A 16584-nucleotide genomic window follows, 5' to 3' on the forward strand; every position below is an offset into this window, starting at 1 on the left:
GTCGCCTCTAGTCGACCACCCGGACACACATCGGCGTGCCGATCCGGATCGGCCGACCGGCGTCGGTCAGCCGGCCGGTTTCGGTGTCACGGCGGAAGATGGTGACGTTGTCGCCATTCTGGTTGGCCGAGAAGAGCAGGCTGCCCGACGGGTTTAGGGCCAGGTTACGCGGGGTCGCGCCGCCGCAGGGGACGTAGTCGACGAGTGTCAGCTTGCCGCTCGCCTGATCGACGGCGACGATCGCGACGCTGTCATGGCCACGGTTCGAGCCGTAGAGAAAGCGGCCATCCGGCGAGATCTGGATGTCGGCGCAGTGATTGCCGTCGCGGGCCTCGGCGGCGACGGCCGGCAGGGTGTCGACCAGTGTCAGCGCGCCGGAGGCGGCATCGATCGACAGGGTGGCGAAGGTCGAATCGAGTTCGTTCATGACGAACATGAACCGGCCGTCGGGATGGAAGGCGACGTGGCGCGGACCGGCGCCGGGGGCCGTTGCGAACTCCGAAACCCTGGTCAGGGCGCCGTCGGCACCGAGACAGTAGGAAACCAGCTTGTCGATGCCGAGGTCGGCGACGATGACGAGATCGCTGCCCGGCACCGGGTTGACGCTATGGGCATGGCTGCGCTCCTGGCGTTCGGCGTTCGGTCCTGTACCCGTATGGGCGATGCTGCCGCGCGGCGGCGTCAGGCCGCCGTCGTCGCGAATGTCGTAGACCGCAACCGACTGGTCCGGGCCGCCTTCGCCCATCGCGTAATTCGCCGCGAGGACCTTCGTGCCGTCGCTGGAAATCGCGTTATGGGCGGCGATGCTGCCAAGCGTCGGCTGCTTGTTGATGTAGCTCAGCGTGCTGGTGGCGCGGTCGTAGGCGAAAGCCGACACCAGTCCCTCGCGCCACTCGAAGACCTCCGACGTCGCATAGAGGTGCGTCCCGTCCGCCGTGGCGGTGATGAAGGTCGGGTTGTCGACCGCGCTGGTCTCCGTCAGCAGCGTTGCATCCAGGGTCGTCTCGTCGAGCGCATAGACCGACAGGCCGGGGCCGCGCGCACCCTGGAAGTATGGCGTCTCGCGATTGAGGCTGCCGATGAAGACAAGGCTTTGCGTGGTCATGTGTGGTCCCTCCCGATCCGTGCAGAACGTTTAGATGATCTGCCGGCGACCGGCTACCCGAACAACGACCGTTTCCTCTCCACTCAGGGAAAGTGGCCACGGGTCCTGTTGGCGAATGCGACCAACGAAAGCATCACCGGCACCTCGACCAAGACACCGACGACCGTCGCCAGGGCGGCACCGGAGTTGAGGCCGAACAGGCTGATCGCAACGGCGACGGCGAGCTCGAAGAAGTTGGATGTCCCGATCATCGCGCAGGGCGCAGCAATCCTGAAGGGGACACGCATGAACCATGCTGCGCCGTAGGCGATGGCGAAGATGCCATAGGATTGCAGCAGAAGCGGTATGGCGATCAGGAGGATCAGAATCGGTTGCGCCAGGATCGCGCTGCCCTGAAAGCCGAAGAGCAGCACGACCGTTGCCAGGAGACCGACAATCGAAAACGGCTTCAGTCTGGTGGTGAAGTTCGACACTGCCTCGACATCGCGTTTGTCGCCGAGCAGTACCCGTCGCGTGACTACTCCAGCGATCAGCGGCACGACGACATAGAGGATGACGGACAGCACCAGGGTATCCCACGGCACCGGAATATCCGTCACGCCGAGCAGCAAGGCCACGATGGGTGCATAGGCAAAGACCATGATCAGGTCATTCACGCTCACTTGCACCAGGGTGTAATTGGCATCGCCGCGCGTCAGTTGCGACCAGACGAAGACCATCGCCGTGCAGGGCGCGGCGCCAAGCAGGATCAGGCCGGCAATGTAGGAATCGGCATCGGCCGCCGACATGAGATCCGCGAAAAGATACTTGAAGCACAGGACGCCGAGCGCCGCCATGGTGAACGGCTTGATCAGCCAGTTGACCACGAGCGTGATCAGCAATCCCTTCGGTTGATCGGCAACATGGGTGATGCTGCCGAAGTCAACCGAGATCATCATCGGGTAGACCATCGCCCAGATGAGAATGGCGACGACCAGATTGACATGGGCGTATTCAAAGCCGGCAAGGGCTTCAAAAAGTCCGGGGAAGACTTGCCCCAAGACGATGCCGAGAAGGATCGAAAGAGCGACCCAGATGGAAAGCCATCTTTCAAACCCGCCGATCGCGGAAGCGCTCAACGCCCTGTCGGTCATCGGCTTCCCTCAGCACGCACAGGCGATCTCATCGATGATCGGTTGGCAAATTTCGGGATTTCCGCCGCAGCAATCTTCCATCAGGAAGCCAAGCAGGCCCCGCACCGCTTCAAAATTGGCGAAATAGCGAATTGTTCGTCCCTGACGTTCGTTGCGGACAAGACCGGCATTCAGCAAGACCGCGAGGTTGGCCGACATGGTGTTCTGTCGAACATCCAGTCGGTGGCCGATCTCGCCTGACAGGGCGCCGTCTTCGCCGGCTTTGACGAGAAGACGGAAAACGTCGAGTCGCGTTTGCTGGCTCAAGGCCGAGAAGGTTTTGATCGCATCTAAAGAATCCATATATCATGAATATTCGATATTCTGAAATCAGTCAAGAAGCGGCTCTCGATTGCGGGGTTACCGGCAAGAACGGTGGTTTTCTGAATCGGCTTGTCAGCCTCGTCCATATGTGAAAATGTTCTTCACAAGAAAATAGATTAAGGGAGAAATCGCCGGTGGAGGACTTTGCGCCGACGGTGGGCGTCTCATCGACGCGACCGACCGACATGCCGGAGGATCACGCCGAACTACCGGTGTGGAACGCCGAAAACTGGTTCTACGAGGATTGGCCGGTCGGCCAGAAGATCCGCTCGCTTCGTCGCACGATGTCGGAGAGCGACAGCCACCTGTTCAACACGCTGGTCGTCGACATCCATCCCTATGTGCAAGACCAGATGTTCGCCGAGCGCGAGGGCATTTTCGGCAAGCGGCTGATTGCCGGCGCCTTCGTCTTCTCGGCCGGCCTCGGCCTGGTCGCGACCAACTGCGTCAACGCCTTTTCCTACGGCTATGACAAGCTGCGCTTCATCAAGCCGGTCTTCATCAACGACACGATCTACACGATCCGCACCAACATGGAGAAACGCCCGCGCTACAAGGAGCTCGGGCTGATCCGCGCCAGCTACGAGGTGTACAAGGGCGAGGGCGAACTGGTGCTCTACTGCGAGCATCTGCAGACCGTGAAATACAAGAACCCGGCCGACTTCGTCGGCAAGACCGAGAAATAGACGACGATGGACGAGGATAACGGCTTGCCGCTCCAGGGACTGGTCGTCGTCGACATGAGCCAGTTCCTGTCGGGACCCTACTGCTCGCTGCGGCTGTCGGATCTCGGCGCGCGGGTGATCAAGATCGAGCGCCCCGACGGCGGCGACCTGTCGCGCCGGCTCTATCTCAGCGACACCGAGATCGGCGGGGATTCGACCATCTTCCACGCCATCAACCGCGGCAAGGAAAGCCTGGCAATCGACCTCAAGGACCCGGACGACCTGGCCGTGCTGAAGCGTCTGCTGGCCAGCGCCGACGTGCTGATGCAGAATTTCCGTCCAGGTGTCGCGGCCCGCCTCGGCATCGACTACGAGACCGTCCGCACGATCAATCCGCGCCTGGTCTATGCCTCGATCAGCGGCTATGGCGACGAGGGGCCGTGGGTCAAGCGACCGGGCCAGGACCTGCTCGCCCAGGCGCGGTCCGGGGTGATGTGGCTGAACGGCGACGAGGGGCAGGGACCGGTTCCCTTCGGTCTCGCCGTCGCCGACATGCTGGCCGGCGCCGCGCTGGCGCAGGGCATCCTCGCGGCGCTGGTGCGGCGTGGAATCACCGGCAAGGGCAGCCATGTCGAGACCAGCCTGCTCGAGGCGCTGGTCGACTACCAGTTCGAGGTGCTGACCACCTTCCTCAATGACGGGCGCCGGCTGCCGAAGCGATCGTCCTTCCGCAGCGCCCACGCCTACCTGTCGGCGCCTTACGGCGTCTATCCGGCGAGCGACGGCTTCCTGGCGATCGCGATGACGCCGCTTGGCAAGCTCGCCGACCTTCTCGAACTGGACGAGCTGGCGCCGTATCGCGATACGCCGGCGACATGGTTCACCGCCCGCGACGAGATCAAGGCAATCATCGCTCGCCGCATCGAGACCCGGACGATCGACGAATGGCTGGCGATCCTCGAACCGGCCGACATCTGGTGCGCCAAGGTGCTCGACTGGAACGAGCTCCTGGCCAGCGACGGCTTCAAGGCGCTCGACATGCTGCAGACGGTCGAACGCGAGGATGACGTCTCGATCGAGACCACCCGCTCGCCATTGCGGATAGACGGGGTCCGGGCCCGGGTCACCCGTGCCGCGCCGCTGGTCGGCGAGCATAGCGACGCGATCCGGTCGGAGTTCGGCCTGTGAGCGCAGTGACGCTCAAGGGCATGACCTGGAGCCATCCGCGCGGCTACGATCCGATGGTCGCCTGCTCGGCGATCTGGAAGGAGAAGACCGGCGTCGACATCGCCTGGGACAAGCGCTCGCTCCAGGATTTCGAGTCCTTCCCGGTGGATGAACTCGCTGCCCGCTACGACCTGGTGGTGATCGATCATCCCCATGTCGGCCAGATCACCGACGAGAATTGCCTGATCCCGCTCGATACGCCGCATCGCGACGCCGAGCTGGCGGCGCTTGGCGCGGCATCGGTCGGCGGTTCGTTCGAGAGCTACCGCTGGGACGGACATCTCTGGGCCTTGCCGATCGACGCGGCCGCGCAGGTCCAGGCCTGGCGGCCGGACCTGATCGACGGTCCGGCGACGACCTGGGACGCGGTGATGGCGCTGGCCAGGTCCGGCGCGGTGCTCTGCCCGCTCCGTCCGCCGCATTCGCTGATGGTCTTCTACACACTGGCCGCCAATCTCGGCACTCCCTGCGCCAATACCGGGCCGGGCGACCTGATCGCTGTCGAAAACGGGCGGCGCGTGCTCGGGATGATGCGCGCCCTTTTCGCCGTCATCGATCCCGCCTGCCTGACGATGGATCCGATCGACGTCTTCGAAGAGATGACGCAATCGGCTTCGACCGTCGCCTGCGCGCCCCTGATCTACGGCTATATCGGTTATGGCCTCGACGGATTCCGGGAGAAGGTTCTGGCCTTTGCCGACATTCCGGTCGCGGGCGACGACGGGCCGGTCGGTTCGGCGGTCGGCGGCACCGGTATCGCGGTGTCGGCTCGCAGCGCCCATCCGGCCGAGGCGAGCGATTTCGCCTACTGGATCGCCAGCGGCGACGTGCAGCGCGGCCCCTATGCCGCCGCCGGCGGACAGCCGGGCCACGCCGCCGCCTGGGAAGACGAGGCGGTCAACGCTGCAACCGGATCGTTCTACCGGAACACGCGCGCGACTTTGGAGGGCGGATGGGTGCGGCCTCGCCACCATGGATACATGGCGTTTCAGCAGGCTGCATCGGATAGACTTAACCAGGCGCTGCAAGACGGCGGCGACGACGATCTCGTCATCGCCGATCTCAACAGCGCTTTCCGCGGGAGCTTCCGGTGATATCGCCGGAATGAGAACTGAAAAAACGGAGGAAGTCGGAATGTCTTACATGAAGCTTACAATTGCAGGAGCCGTCGCGGCCGCATTGGCAGCGACCGCCATGCCGGCCATGGCCGACAACCACGATCTCACCGGCTCCCTGCCGGACGAACTCAAGGCGCTTTACGACAATGCCGCGCAGGGCTTGATGCCGTCTGCCTATGACGACTTCGAAATGCCCGCCAAGCCGTGGAAGTGGTGCCACTCGGAATCCTACCAGGGCAACCCGTGGCGCGTCTCGGTGACCGAGGAACTCCACCGGCTGGTCGACGGCCTGATCGAGAAGGGTGACGTCACTTCCTTCGAGATCTCCGACTCCAACGGCGATGTCAGCCAGCAGATCAACCAGATCCGCACCTTCATCGAATCCGGCTGCTCGATCATCACCGCGATCCCCGGCTCCTCGACCGGTGTCAACGACGCGATCAAGGCTTCCTATGACGCCGGCATCCCGTTCATCACCGCGTCCGCCTATGTCAGCAGCCCGTATGCCATCAATGTCGACTCCAACTTCTGGCGCTGGGGCTACGACATGATGAGCTACATCGCCGACAAGCTCGACGGCAAGGCCAGCATCCTCATGGTCGAGGGCATAGCCGGCGCGCCGATCGTCGCGATGGAGCGCGAGGGCGCAGAAGCCATCCTCGCCGACCATCCCGACATGAAGGCAACGCGCTCGGTCAACGGCAACTGGACAGCCAACGTCACCAAGACCGTCACCCTGCAGACGCTGGCCACCAACCCGGCGCCGATCGACGCGGTGTGGACCACCGGCAGTGAATCGCGTGTCGTCGCCGAGGCTTTCGCCGAGGCCGGCCGCCCGGCGCCGCTGATCACCGGTTCGATCACCGGCGACGCGCTTGGCTACTGGAAGGAGAATCCGGACAAGTTCCGGTTCGAGGGTAACGCCGTGCTGCCGGGTTGGACCGCCCAGACCCTGTTCCGCGTCGGCCTGCGGATGCTCGAAGGCCAGAAGCCGAAGCTCAACGTGCTGCTGATCCCGATCCCGCCGGTCAGCGGCGACAACCTCGAGGCCTGGTACGAGCCCTGCATGACGCCGGACTCGGTCTCGGTCTTCCCGGTGCCGCCGACCGATCCGATGCCGGTCGAGATGATGAACGAGTATTTCACCAACCCGGCATCCATCGGCTTCGATTACGAGTCGGTTCCCGGCGCCTGTGACGCCGAGTAGTCACCACGCCTGACAAAGACGGCCCGTCCGGGGTTTGGCTCCGGACGGGCCTTTCCGAATCGAAGAGCGCGATGCTGGAAGTCCGCAACCTTTCCAAACGCTACGGCGAAACCGTCGCCCTCGACGGCGCGTCGATTTCCTTCGCGGCCGGCTCGGTTCACACGATCATGGGCGAGAACGGTTCCGGCAAGAGCACGCTGGTCAAGCTCCTGTCCGGCGTCGTGTCGCCAGATCAGGGAGAGATCCTGGTCAACGGCGAAGCGTTCTCGGGCCGCGACCCGATCGCATTCCAGGCGAAGGGATTCGCGACCGTCTTCCAGGAAGTCCTGGTCGCGCCCGATCGCAACGTCATCGACAATATCCTGCTCGGCTATGAGGGGCCGTTCGTCCGTCGGCTGGCACGGTCGGCGCGCCGGGGCGCCGTCACCGAAGTCCTGTCGCGCTGCGCGCGCACCGTCATCGACCTCGATGTCGATGCCGGGTCGCTGCCGCTCGCCACCCAGCAACTGGTCGTGCTTGCCCGGGCCCTGGTCCGCAAGCCGCGCATCCTGATCCTCGACGAGGTGACGGCGGCGCTCGATTTCAACGATCGCGAGATCGTCTTCTCGCTGATCGAGAGCCTCGCCCGCGACGGCTGTCTCGTGCTGTTCATCTCGCATCGGATGGACGAGGTGCTGCGGCTGTCGGACCGGATCACCATCCTGCGCAGCGGCAAGGTCGTCGAGACCCTCGACCGCGCCGACGTTTCCCCGGAACGGCTGCTCGAAAAGATGGCGCCTGAAATACTCGAGGAGCGCCGGCATGGCTGAATCGCAGAGCGAATTGCGGGTCACCGACCTGGCGCTCGCTCCCGGCAAGGGCGCCATCAACGCGGCGATTCGGCCCGGCGAGATCGTCGGCCTTTCGGGGCTCGACGGCCACGGCCAGGAGCGCTTCCTCGAGACGCTCGCCGGGCTGGTCCCGCCGGCTGGCGGCCGGATCGCCATCGGTGGTGAGGCTGGTGGCGTCACGATCGAAGGCTTCAGCCAGGCGGTCCGCCAGGGCGTCGCCTATCTTCCCCGCGACCGGCGCGCCACCGGCATCTTCCCGCCGCTGTCGATCCTCGACAATTTCTCGATCGCGACGATCGGGCGCGACGTGCGCGGCGGCCTGATCAGCAACCGCTCCCGGCGCGAACGCTATGAGGTCTTTCACAAGCGGCTCGGCATCGTCGCGCCGAACGCCAATGCGCCGATCACCTCGCTGTCGGGTGGCAATCAGCAGAAGGTGCTGCTCGCCCGCTGGCTGGCGCATGACCCGCGCTTCCTTCTCCTCAACGACCCGACCCGGGGCGTCGATATCGCCACCCGCCAGACGCTCTATGGCGTTTTCCACGAACTCGCCCGCGACGGCATGGCGCTGGTGGTGCTGTCGAGCGAGATCGAGGAGATCGTAGCGCTCTGCCACCGCGTGCTTGTCTTCCGGGAAGACGAACTCTTCGAGACGCTCTCCGGCGACGACCTGACCAGCGACCGGGTGATCGCCGCCATGTTTGGCAGGAGCCAATGACCGCCGTGCCCGACACCTCACCGACACCGCGCCAGGATGGCCTGGTCCGCGCCGTCTGGCGGCGCACCGGCTTCGCGCCGGCGCTTCTGATCGTCCTGCTCGCCCTGAATATCTGGCTGAACCCGGTCCGCTTCGCGCCGGCCAACTGGGGCATCCTGATCGGCCTCGCGGCGCCGCTGATTGGCGCGGCGCTCGCCTCGACCCCGGCCATCCTCGGCGGCCGTGGCGGCATCGACGTCTCGGTCGGCCCGATCATGGGCTTCGTCAACGCCATCGTGGTCAAGATCCTCATCACCGATCTCGGGCTGTCCTCGCCCTTTGTCGTGATCACCGCGGCGCTGGGCATCGGCATCGCGATCGGTGCGGTGAACGGCATTCTCGCCGCCTATGTCCGCATCCAGCCGATCGTCGCGACGCTGGGCACCTACCTGATCCTGGTCGGCGTGACGCTGACCATCCTGCCGTCGCCGATGGGCACCGTGCCGGATTGGCTGAAGACACTGAACGGGCCCCTGTCGATCCTCCCGATCGCGGCGATCTTCCTGATCTGGTGGGGCGTGCGGCGGCTGCCCTATTACGACCAGCTGATGGCGACGGGCTCGGACGACCGCGCCGCCTATACGGCCGGCGTGCCCGTCCCCTTCGTCCGCTTCCTCTCCTACGTCATCACCGGGCTCTTCGCCGGGATTGCCGGGCTGATGATGACGGCGCTGATCGGATCGGCCGACGCCAACATCGCGCCGTCCTACACGCTGATCGCCATCTCTGCGGTGGCGCTCGGCGGGGTCAGTCTCGCGGGCGGGCGCGGCGGGTTGATCGGCGCGGCGATCGGGGCGATCGACATCTTCCTGATCCAGAGCGTGCTGACGCTGTTCAACGTCTCGACCTTCGTGTTGCAGATCGCTTATGGCGCGGTGCTGGTCATCGCCATCTCGCTGATGGCCTTCCAGGACAAGATCGAAGCGCGGGGGCGGCAACGATGAGCCTCAACTTCAACTCGACCGGGGCTCGTGTCGCCGGCGCCATCGCCATAGCACTGCTCCTGCATCTTGCCGGCACCCTGCTGATCGAGGGCTATTCCTCGCCCTTCTCGATTCGCGCCATGCTGGTTCTCGCCTGCCTGCTGGCGGTGGCCTGTGTCGGCCAGACGCTGACCATCATCATCGGCGGCATCGACTTGTCGATTCCATTCGTCATCGGCTTCGCCAATGTCGTCGCGGCGCAGCTCTACGGCGACGGCATGAACTTCGTCGTCGTCTGCATGATCGTCGCCGTCCTGGCGCTTGGCATCGGGGCGGTGAACGGCCTGATTTCGGCCGGCCTCAACATTCATCCGCTGATCGTGACGCTGGGCATCGGCACCATCGTCCAGGGCGCCGTCCTCGTCTGGACGCGGGGCTTTCCTTCCGGTTCGGCGCCGGAGGCGGTGACCAAGTTCGTCTCGATCGGCGGCTCGGTCGGGCCGATCCCGGTGCCATGGCTGATCCCGGCTTTCGTCGTCATGAGCGTGCTGATCATCGTGGCGCTCAACCGGACGCCCTATGGCCGGCAGCTTTTCGCGCTCGGCGCCAATCCGCGGGCGGCGAAGCTGGCGCTGATCAACCCGCTGCGGATGTGGATGATCACCTTTGCGCTGAGCGCCCTGTTCGCCGCCATCGCCGGCGTGCTGCTTCTGGGCTTCACCGGCTCGGCCTATGGCGATGTCGGCCAGCCTTATCTCTTCCAGACCATCGCCGCGGTGGTGATCGGCGGCACGGCGCTGGTCGGCGGCCGCGGTTCCTACCTCGGCACGGTCGCCGGCGCGGTGGTGCTGACCGAGATCAATACGTTGCTGATCGGCCTCGGCCTGCAGCCGTCGCTGGTCCAGGCGGCGCTCGGTCTGGTGATCATCCTGCTGGTCTCGCTCTATGGCCGCGAACGCCATGTCAGCACGACGATCTGAGTCAGGCGTCTTGCGGTTCCTTGCCGACATCGGAGCCGGCCAGCCGGGACAGCCGCTCGGCCGTCTCCTGGATGAGCTTGACGGTGCGGGCGATGTCCGGGGCGGCGGGGTCGTTGACCAGGTGAATATAGGGCACGGTCAGCGCGGCGAGCGCCTTGCCGTCTGGGCCGAGCACCGGGGCGGAGAGATTGAAGACGCCAGCGGTCTGGGCGCTGGGCATCATCTCGTAGCCGCGGTCGCGAATCTGGTCGAGTTCGGCGAAGAAATCCGGGCCGACATCCTGCGCCGCGCCGTCCCCGCCGCTCTCCGCCAGCATCATCAGCCGCTCGTCCTGCGGGCGGAAGGCGAGGAGGACATGGCCGGAGCCGGTATCGATCAGGCTGACATGGGAGCCGACCCGGATCGAAATGCCCCAGTAGCTCGGCGCCTCCTGCTGGGCGATGACCACCGCCGAGCCGCGGTCGAAGACGACGAGCTGGGTCGCCTGGTGCGTCGTCGCGGCAAGCTCGCGCATCAGCGGCGTCGCATAGGAGACGAGGCGGCGGACGGGGATATGGAGCTGCGCCAGTCCGAAGAGCTTCAGGGTCAGCGCATAGCGATCGCCGTCGATCCGCGCGACATAGCCGCGTCGGACCAGCGTATCGAGCATCCGGTAGAGCTCGTTATGGCTGCGGCCAAGGCGCTTGGCGATCTCGGCCTGGGTGAGGCCGCCATCGACGCCGGCCAGCAGCTCCAGCATGTCGAGCCCCTTGTCGAGGGCTGGTGCCCGGTAACGGTCCTTGCTGGTTTCCACGCTGCCTCTCCAAATGAATGCGATAATTCACATATGCAGATTTCAGGTTGGCTCCAACCAGAATCGCACCAGACAGTCGGTAATCAATTTTCTCATATGAAAACTGTCCGCTACCAACGAGCAGCCGGTCGACACGGAGGATCGCCATGACGGAAATCTACTTCGAGGATTACGCCATCGGCGACGCCCGGACGACCTCCGGCCGGACGATTACCGAGACCGACTTCGTCGTCCATGCCGGCCACACCGGCGATTTCTTTCCGCACCACATGGATGTCGAGTTCGCCAAGACCACCCCGTTCGGCCAGCGGATCGCCCACGGCACCATGGTCTTCGCCATCGGCGTCGGGCTGACGGCGACCCTGATCAACCCGGTCGCCTTTTCCTATGGATACGACCGGCTGCGGTTCATCCGTCCGGTGTTCATCGGCGACACCATCCGCACCGTTGTCACCATCGTCGCCAGGGAAGACGATCCGAAACGGCCCGAAGTCGGGCGGGTGATCGAGCGCTGCGAGGTGAAGAACCAGCGCGACGAGGTCGTCCTGGCGGCCGATCACATCCTCATCGTCGAGCGCCGGGAAAAGCCCGCCTGACCGTGTTAGTCTCGCTCGTGGCGGGACGGCCGACTCGGGGGAGGGCAAAATGGACGGAATGCTTGCCGGCAAGATCGTAATCACCGCCGGATTTGGGCTGTGGTCACTGATCAATGTCTACAATCACCTGGCCGACTTCAGGGGCTCGTTGCAAGCCGTCGCCGACTTCATGCGGATGACGTCACTCGATGCCCCGCCGCCGATTCCCTCGCCGCTGAAGAAGCGGGCGATCGAAAGCCCGCTGCTGCATCGCCTCGCCTTCATCGCCATCACCATTGTCCATGGCGCCCTCGGCGCCCTGTTCGTCGTCGCCACTGTTTTCCTGGTCAGCGGGCAGGTCGCGGCCGGGCTCGCCTGGGCGACCTGGGCTTTCGCGCTCGCCTCCGCGCTCTGGCTCCTCTTTTTGCTCGGCGACAGCTGGTTCGCTGGCTGGATCCGTCTCGACGCCTTGCAGCGGACCCATATCGCGTTGCTGGCGACGGCAATGCTCGGCCTGATCCTGATGGGCGGGTAAGGCCTGCCCAATGGCCTGTCGCCGCCGCCTGAAATAGGGCATAAAGGCTGTCGTAATTTTGAAGCGCGGGGAGGGGCCGGCGTCTTGCCGGAAGCCGCGGAGACGGTGAGGAAGGACCAACGCGATGAATACGGACGATCTGACGCTGCTCCAGGCGCTGGAACGCAAGGTGCGCTGGCTGTCGACCTGGACCGTGCACAACGCCAATCATCTGCGGGAGAATACCGACGGCCTGAAGGTCGGCGGTCACCAGGCTTCCTCGGCGTCGCTGTCGACGATCATGACGGCGCTCTATTTCTCCGTGCTCAGGCCGGAGGACCGCGTCGCGGTCAAGCCGCATGCCAGCCCCAACTTTCATGCGATCCAGTATCTGCTCGGCCACCAGACGCGGGAGAAGCTCGAGAACTTCCGTGGCTATGGCGGCGCGCAGAGCTATCCGTCGCGGACCAAGGATATCGACGATGTCGACTTCTCGACCGGCTCGGTCGGGCTCGGCGTCGCGCAAACCCTCTTCGCCAGTCTCGTGCAGGACTATGTCCGCGCGCATGGCTGGGGCAAGGACCGGCCGGAAGGGCGGATGGTGGCGCTGGTCGGCGATGCCGAACTCGACGAGGGCAACGTCTTCGAGGCGCTGCTCGAGGGATGGAAGCATGGCCTGCGCAACACCTGGTGGGTGGTCGACTACAATCGCCAGGGTCTCGACGCGGTGCTGCGCGAAGGGCTCTACGAGCGCTTTGCCGACATCTTCCGGACGATGGGCTGGGATGTCGTCGTGGTCAAATACGGCTCGCTCCAGCAGGCTGCCTTCGCCGAGCCAGGCGGCGACAAGCTCCGCACCTGGATCGACACGTGCCCGAACCAGGAATACTCCGCCCTCGTCTTCCAGGGTGGCGCGGCGTGGCGCAAGCGGCTGCTCGACGACCTCGGCGACCAGGGCGACGTCACCCGGCTGATCGAGGCGCGCTCGGACGACGATCTCGCGGCGCTGATGAACAACCTCGGCGGTCACGACCTGCCGGCGCTGCTCGAAGCCTTCAACGCGATCGACCACGACCGGCCGGTCTGCTTCCTCTGCTACACGGTCAAGGGATTCGGCCTGCCGATGGCCGGTCACAAGGACAATCACGCCGGACTGATGACGACCGCGCAGGTCGACACGATGCGGGAATCGCTTGGCATTCGTCCCGGCCATGAATGGGAGAAGTTCGAGGGGCTGGCGCAAAGCGCGGGAGAAATCGAGACGTTTCTAGCCGCGGTGCCCTTTGCCGCCAAGGGAACGCGGCGGCTCGAAGCGGAGCGGGTGTCGCTGCCCGAAACCCTAGCGACGCCCGGCAAGGAGAGCCTTTCCACCCAGGCCGGCTTCGGTCTCATCCTCAACGAGATCGGACGCACCGACAGCGACCTTGCCCGCCGCATCGTCACCGCCTCGCCCGACGTCACCGTCTCGACCAACCTTGGACCGTGGCTCAATCGGCGTGGGCTCTTTGCCAAATCGGTGATGGCCGACGTCTTCAAGCGTGAGCGGATTCCCTCGACCTTCGCCTGGGAAGCGTCGCCCGAGGGCCAGCATATCGAGCTCGGCATTGCAGAGATGAACCTCTTTCTGCTGCTTTCGGCGCTTGGCCTGTCGCATTCGCTGTTCGGCGAGCGGCTGTTGCCGATCGGCACGCTCTACGATCCCTTCATTTCGCGCGGCCTCGATGCGCTGAACTATGCCTGCTACCAGGATGCCCGCTTCATGGTCGTGGCGACGCCGTCGGGCGTGACGCTGGCGCCGGAGGGCGGCGCGCACCAGTCGATCGGCACGCCGCTGATCGGCCTTGCCCAGGACGGGCTCGCCGCTTTCGAGCCGGCCTTCGTCGACGAACTGGCGGTGATCGTCGACTGGGCCTTCGACTACCTGCAGCGCGACGGCGACGCCGTCCATGACGAGCGCACGTGGCTGCGCGACGAGACCGGCGGCTCGGTCTACCTGCGGCTGTCGACGCGGCCGGTCGACCAGCCCGGCCGTGTCGTCGATGACGAATTGCGCCAGGGCATCGTCGACGGCGCCTACTGGATGCGGAAGCCCGGCCCCAACTGCGAGGTGGTGGTCGCCTATCAGGGCGCGATCGCGCCGGAGGCGATCGAGGCGATCGGCCTGATGGCCGAGGACCGCCGCGACGTCGGCCTGCTGGCGGTGACTTCGGCCGACCGGCTCAACGCAGGCTGGACGGCGGCGAACCGGGCCCGCGAGCGCGGCCTCGTCCATGCGCGCTGCCATGCCGAACGGCTGCTGGCCGAGGTGCCGCAACACTGCGGGATCGTCACGGTGATCGACGCCCATCCGGCGACGCTTGGCTGGCTCGGCTCGGTGCTCGGCCATCGCGTCCGGCCACTCGGGATCGAGCATTTCGGCCAGACCGGCACGCTGCAGGACCTCTATCGGCACTACGGCATCGACGCCAACGCCATCGTCGCGGCAGCGGAGTCGGTGGCCCCCGGCCGGCCGATCCGGCACATCGCGGCGCTGCCGGCGATGTAGAGTATCGAGGGCGGTGGGTGCGGCCTACGGGCTGCCCCGTTGCCACCAGAGCGGCTCCCCGGACCATGAGGCACACTTTCTTCTGCATCGACGGCCACACCTGCGGCAATCCCGTGCGGGTGGTGGCCGCCGGTGCGCCGCCGCTCACTGGCGCGACGATGAACGCCTGGCGCGAGCATTTCGTCGCCAAATATGACTGGATTCGCACCGGCCTGATGTTCGAGCCGCGCGGCCATGACGTGATGTCGGGGTCGATTCTCTATCCGCCGCTTCGCGACGACGTCGACGCCTCGTTGCTCTTCATTGAGACATCGGGCTGCCTGCCGATGTGCGGCCACGGCCTGATCGGCACGACGACCATGGTGATCGAGGAGGGGCTTGTCCGCCCGGCGGTCGAGGGTCTGGTTCGTTTCGAGGTTCCAGCCGGTATTGTCGAGGCGAGCTACGCACGTGACGACCACGGCCATGTCGTCGAGGTGCGGATCCGCAACGTGCCGAGTTTTCTGTGTGCGACCGGGCTGACGGTCGAGGTGCCGGACCGAGGGCGGCTCACCTTCGATGTCGCCTACGGCGGCAACTTCTATGCGATCTTCGAGCCGCAGCCGGGGTACCCGGATCTCTCGGCGTTTGGTGCCGGCGACATCCAGCGGCTGTCGCCGATCGTGCGCGAGCGCATCAACGCGGCGCACGACTTCCGGCATCCCGACTATCCGACGATTCACGGGCTGCGCCATGTCATGTGGACCGGCGCGGCGGTAGACGCCCGGGCCGATGGCCGCAACGCCGTCTTCTACGGCGACAAGGCAATCGATCGCTCGCCCTGCGGCACCGGCACATCGGCGCGAATGGCGCAACTCGCGGCGCGGGGTACGCTCAAGGTCGGCGACACCTTCGTCCACGAGAGCATCATCGGCAGCCTTTTCTTCGGCCGGGTCGAGGCGGCGGCCAGCGTCGGCGGGCGCGAGGCAATCGTTCCGTCCGTCGCCGGGCAGGCCTGGATCACCGGCCACAACACCATCTTCCTCGACGACCGCGATCCCTTCGTGAAGGGCTTCTCGGTCCTCTGATCGGTCACGCCTCGGCGTTGACGACGATCTCGATCCGATCGGCGGCAAAGCGCGTGCTCGAGACATGGAGCGGCGTCCCGTCAGCATCGTCGTTCAGCGCTTCCGCGATGAGGACCGTGGCGCCGGCGGTGAGGTCGAGCCGTTCGCATTCGGCAGGCTCGGCGATCCGGGCGCGAATTCGCGTCCACCGGCGCAGGTAATCGTCGACGCCCAGCCGGGACAGCGCGGCGGTGATCGAGCCGGTCTCCGTGTAGGTCTCGACGATGCGCGGAAAACGCTCGGCCACGAACCAGCTGCGGGCCAGCGAGACGGGAACGTTGTCGGCGACGCCGAGGGTTTCCAGGCACAGGAGCGGGGTGTCCGGCACGACGCCCAGCGCCTCCGCCTGCCAGCCGCCGGCCGGTTCGAGACCGCTGGCGATCAGGCGTCCGCCGGGCGCCTTTGCCTGGCGGCCGACGATCTCTGAAAACCGCGTCCGCCGGCCGATCGGGTAGGCGAGGCGCTCGCCCAGCGCGAAGGTGCCGCGGCCCTGATCGGAGCGGACAAGGCCCTCCGCCACGAGTTCCGCGACCGCGCGGCGGACCGTATGGCGGTTGACGCCGAAGCGATGGGCGAAGGTGGCCTCGGTCGGGAGGGCGGTTCCCGCCGGCCAGGCTCCGGCGCGGAGTTCGGATCGCAGGAAATCGGCGATCTGCCGCCATAACGCGATGCCGGCGGCGCGGTGGAAGGTCGGATCGGGAGAAAGTGCTGGGTCCGTCATCCTAGTGTCAACAACCGGCTGC

17 protein-coding genes are annotated in these 16584 nt (G+C 65.6%); 12 read left to right on the forward strand and 5 right to left on the reverse strand.

Annotation, left to right across the window (positions count from 1 at the left end; all coding sequences use genetic code 11):
* Positions 1–7: 7 nt before the first annotated feature.
* The 3 genes from BLT60_RS08860 to BLT60_RS08870 form a co-directional block, all read right to left on the reverse strand.
* Positions 8–1105 (reverse strand): lactonase family protein, encoded by a 1098-nt coding sequence (locus BLT60_RS08860; RefSeq protein WP_090876061.1) that lies wholly within the window; start codon positions 1103–1105, stop codon positions 8–10.
* Positions 1106–1188: 83 nt separating this feature from the next.
* Positions 1189–2238 (reverse strand): ACR3 family arsenite efflux transporter, encoded by a 1050-nt coding sequence (gene arsB, locus BLT60_RS08865; RefSeq protein ID WP_090876062.1) that lies wholly within the window; start codon positions 2236–2238, stop codon positions 1189–1191.
* Between the two features lie 9 nt (positions 2239–2247).
* Complete coding sequence (locus tag BLT60_RS08870) at positions 2248–2580, reverse strand: ArsR/SmtB family transcription factor (protein ID WP_090876063.1); 333 nt, start codon at positions 2578–2580, stop codon at positions 2248–2250.
* Positions 2581–2735: 155 nt separating this feature from the next.
* On the opposite strand from BLT60_RS08870, the gene BLT60_RS08875 reads away from it, so the two are divergent.
* The 8 genes from BLT60_RS08875 to BLT60_RS08910 all read left to right on the forward strand — a co-directional run bounded on the left by BLT60_RS08875 (position 2736) and on the right by BLT60_RS08910 (position 10308).
* Positions 2736–3287 carry a MaoC family dehydratase gene (locus BLT60_RS08875; RefSeq protein ID WP_090876064.1) on the forward strand — a complete coding sequence of 184 codons (552 nt, stop codon included), beginning with the start codon at positions 2736–2738 and terminating at the stop codon, positions 3285–3287.
* Between the two features lie 6 nt (positions 3288–3293).
* A complete protein-coding gene (locus BLT60_RS08880) occupies positions 3294–4454 on the forward strand; it encodes a CaiB/BaiF CoA transferase family protein (RefSeq protein WP_090876065.1) in 1161 nt (386 codons plus the stop codon).
* Complete coding sequence (locus BLT60_RS08885) at positions 4451–5587, forward strand: extracellular solute-binding protein (RefSeq protein ID WP_244521191.1); 1137 nt, start codon at positions 4451–4453, stop codon at positions 5585–5587. Before BLT60_RS08880 ends, BLT60_RS08885 begins: the two co-directional genes overlap by 4 nt.
* 49 nt (positions 5588–5636) lie before the next feature.
* On the forward strand, positions 5637–6818 hold the full coding sequence (locus BLT60_RS08890; protein ID WP_090876333.1) for an ABC transporter substrate-binding protein: 1182 nt from the start codon (positions 5637–5639) through the stop codon (positions 6816–6818).
* 71 nt (positions 6819–6889) lie between these two features.
* The gene (locus BLT60_RS08895; protein ID WP_090876066.1) at positions 6890–7627 is read left to right on the forward strand and encodes an ATP-binding cassette domain-containing protein; all 738 of its coding nucleotides are present in this window, start codon (positions 6890–6892) and stop codon (positions 7625–7627) included.
* Entirely contained in the window at positions 7620–8366 is a 747-nt protein-coding gene (locus BLT60_RS08900; RefSeq protein WP_090876067.1) for an ATP-binding cassette domain-containing protein, read from the forward strand. Before BLT60_RS08895 ends, BLT60_RS08900 begins: the two co-directional genes overlap by 8 nt.
* Positions 8363–9349, forward strand: coding sequence for an ABC transporter permease (locus BLT60_RS08905; RefSeq protein ID WP_090876068.1), 987 nt, complete (start codon positions 8363–8365; stop codon positions 9347–9349). The genes BLT60_RS08900 and BLT60_RS08905 overlap by 4 nt, the downstream gene beginning before the upstream one ends.
* The gene (locus BLT60_RS08910; RefSeq protein ID WP_090876069.1) at positions 9346–10308 is read left to right on the forward strand and encodes an ABC transporter permease; all 963 of its coding nucleotides are present in this window, start codon (positions 9346–9348) and stop codon (positions 10306–10308) included. The genes BLT60_RS08905 and BLT60_RS08910 overlap by 4 nt, the downstream gene beginning before the upstream one ends.
* 1 nt (position 10309) lies before the next feature.
* Here BLT60_RS08910 and BLT60_RS08915 read toward each other — a convergent pair whose 3' ends face one another.
* The gene (locus BLT60_RS08915) at positions 10310–11047 is read right to left on the reverse strand and encodes an IclR family transcriptional regulator (RefSeq protein WP_425284987.1); all 738 of its coding nucleotides are present in this window, start codon (positions 11045–11047) and stop codon (positions 10310–10312) included.
* A 200-nt stretch (positions 11048–11247) separates the two neighbouring features.
* Between BLT60_RS08915 and BLT60_RS08920 the strand changes: the two genes are divergently transcribed.
* The 4 genes from BLT60_RS08920 (at position 11248) to BLT60_RS08935 (ending at position 15802) form a co-directional block, all read left to right on the forward strand.
* On the forward strand, positions 11248–11697 hold the full coding sequence (locus tag BLT60_RS08920) for a MaoC/PaaZ C-terminal domain-containing protein (RefSeq protein WP_090876071.1): 450 nt from the start codon (positions 11248–11250) through the stop codon (positions 11695–11697).
* Between the two features lie 49 nt (positions 11698–11746).
* Entirely contained in the window at positions 11747–12211 is a 465-nt protein-coding gene (locus BLT60_RS08925) for a DUF2165 family protein (RefSeq protein WP_090876072.1), read from the forward strand.
* Between the two features lie 124 nt (positions 12212–12335).
* The gene (locus tag BLT60_RS08930) at positions 12336–14735 is read left to right on the forward strand and encodes a transketolase (RefSeq protein WP_090876073.1); all 2400 of its coding nucleotides are present in this window, start codon (positions 12336–12338) and stop codon (positions 14733–14735) included.
* A 65-nt stretch (positions 14736–14800) separates the two neighbouring features.
* Complete coding sequence (locus tag BLT60_RS08935; RefSeq protein ID WP_090876074.1) at positions 14801–15802, forward strand: 4-hydroxyproline epimerase; 1002 nt, start codon at positions 14801–14803, stop codon at positions 15800–15802.
* A gap of 4 nt (positions 15803–15806) precedes the next feature.
* Here BLT60_RS08935 and phnF read toward each other — a convergent pair whose 3' ends face one another.
* Positions 15807–16562, reverse strand: a complete 756-nt coding sequence (phnF, locus tag BLT60_RS08940) for a phosphonate metabolism transcriptional regulator PhnF (RefSeq protein ID WP_090876075.1) — start codon at positions 16560–16562, stop codon at positions 15807–15809.
* Positions 16563–16584 lie beyond the last annotated feature (22 nt).

It is taken from the genome of Bauldia litoralis, from assembly GCF_900104485.1.
Lineage (GTDB): Bacteria > Pseudomonadota > Alphaproteobacteria > Rhizobiales > Kaistiaceae > Bauldia > Bauldia litoralis.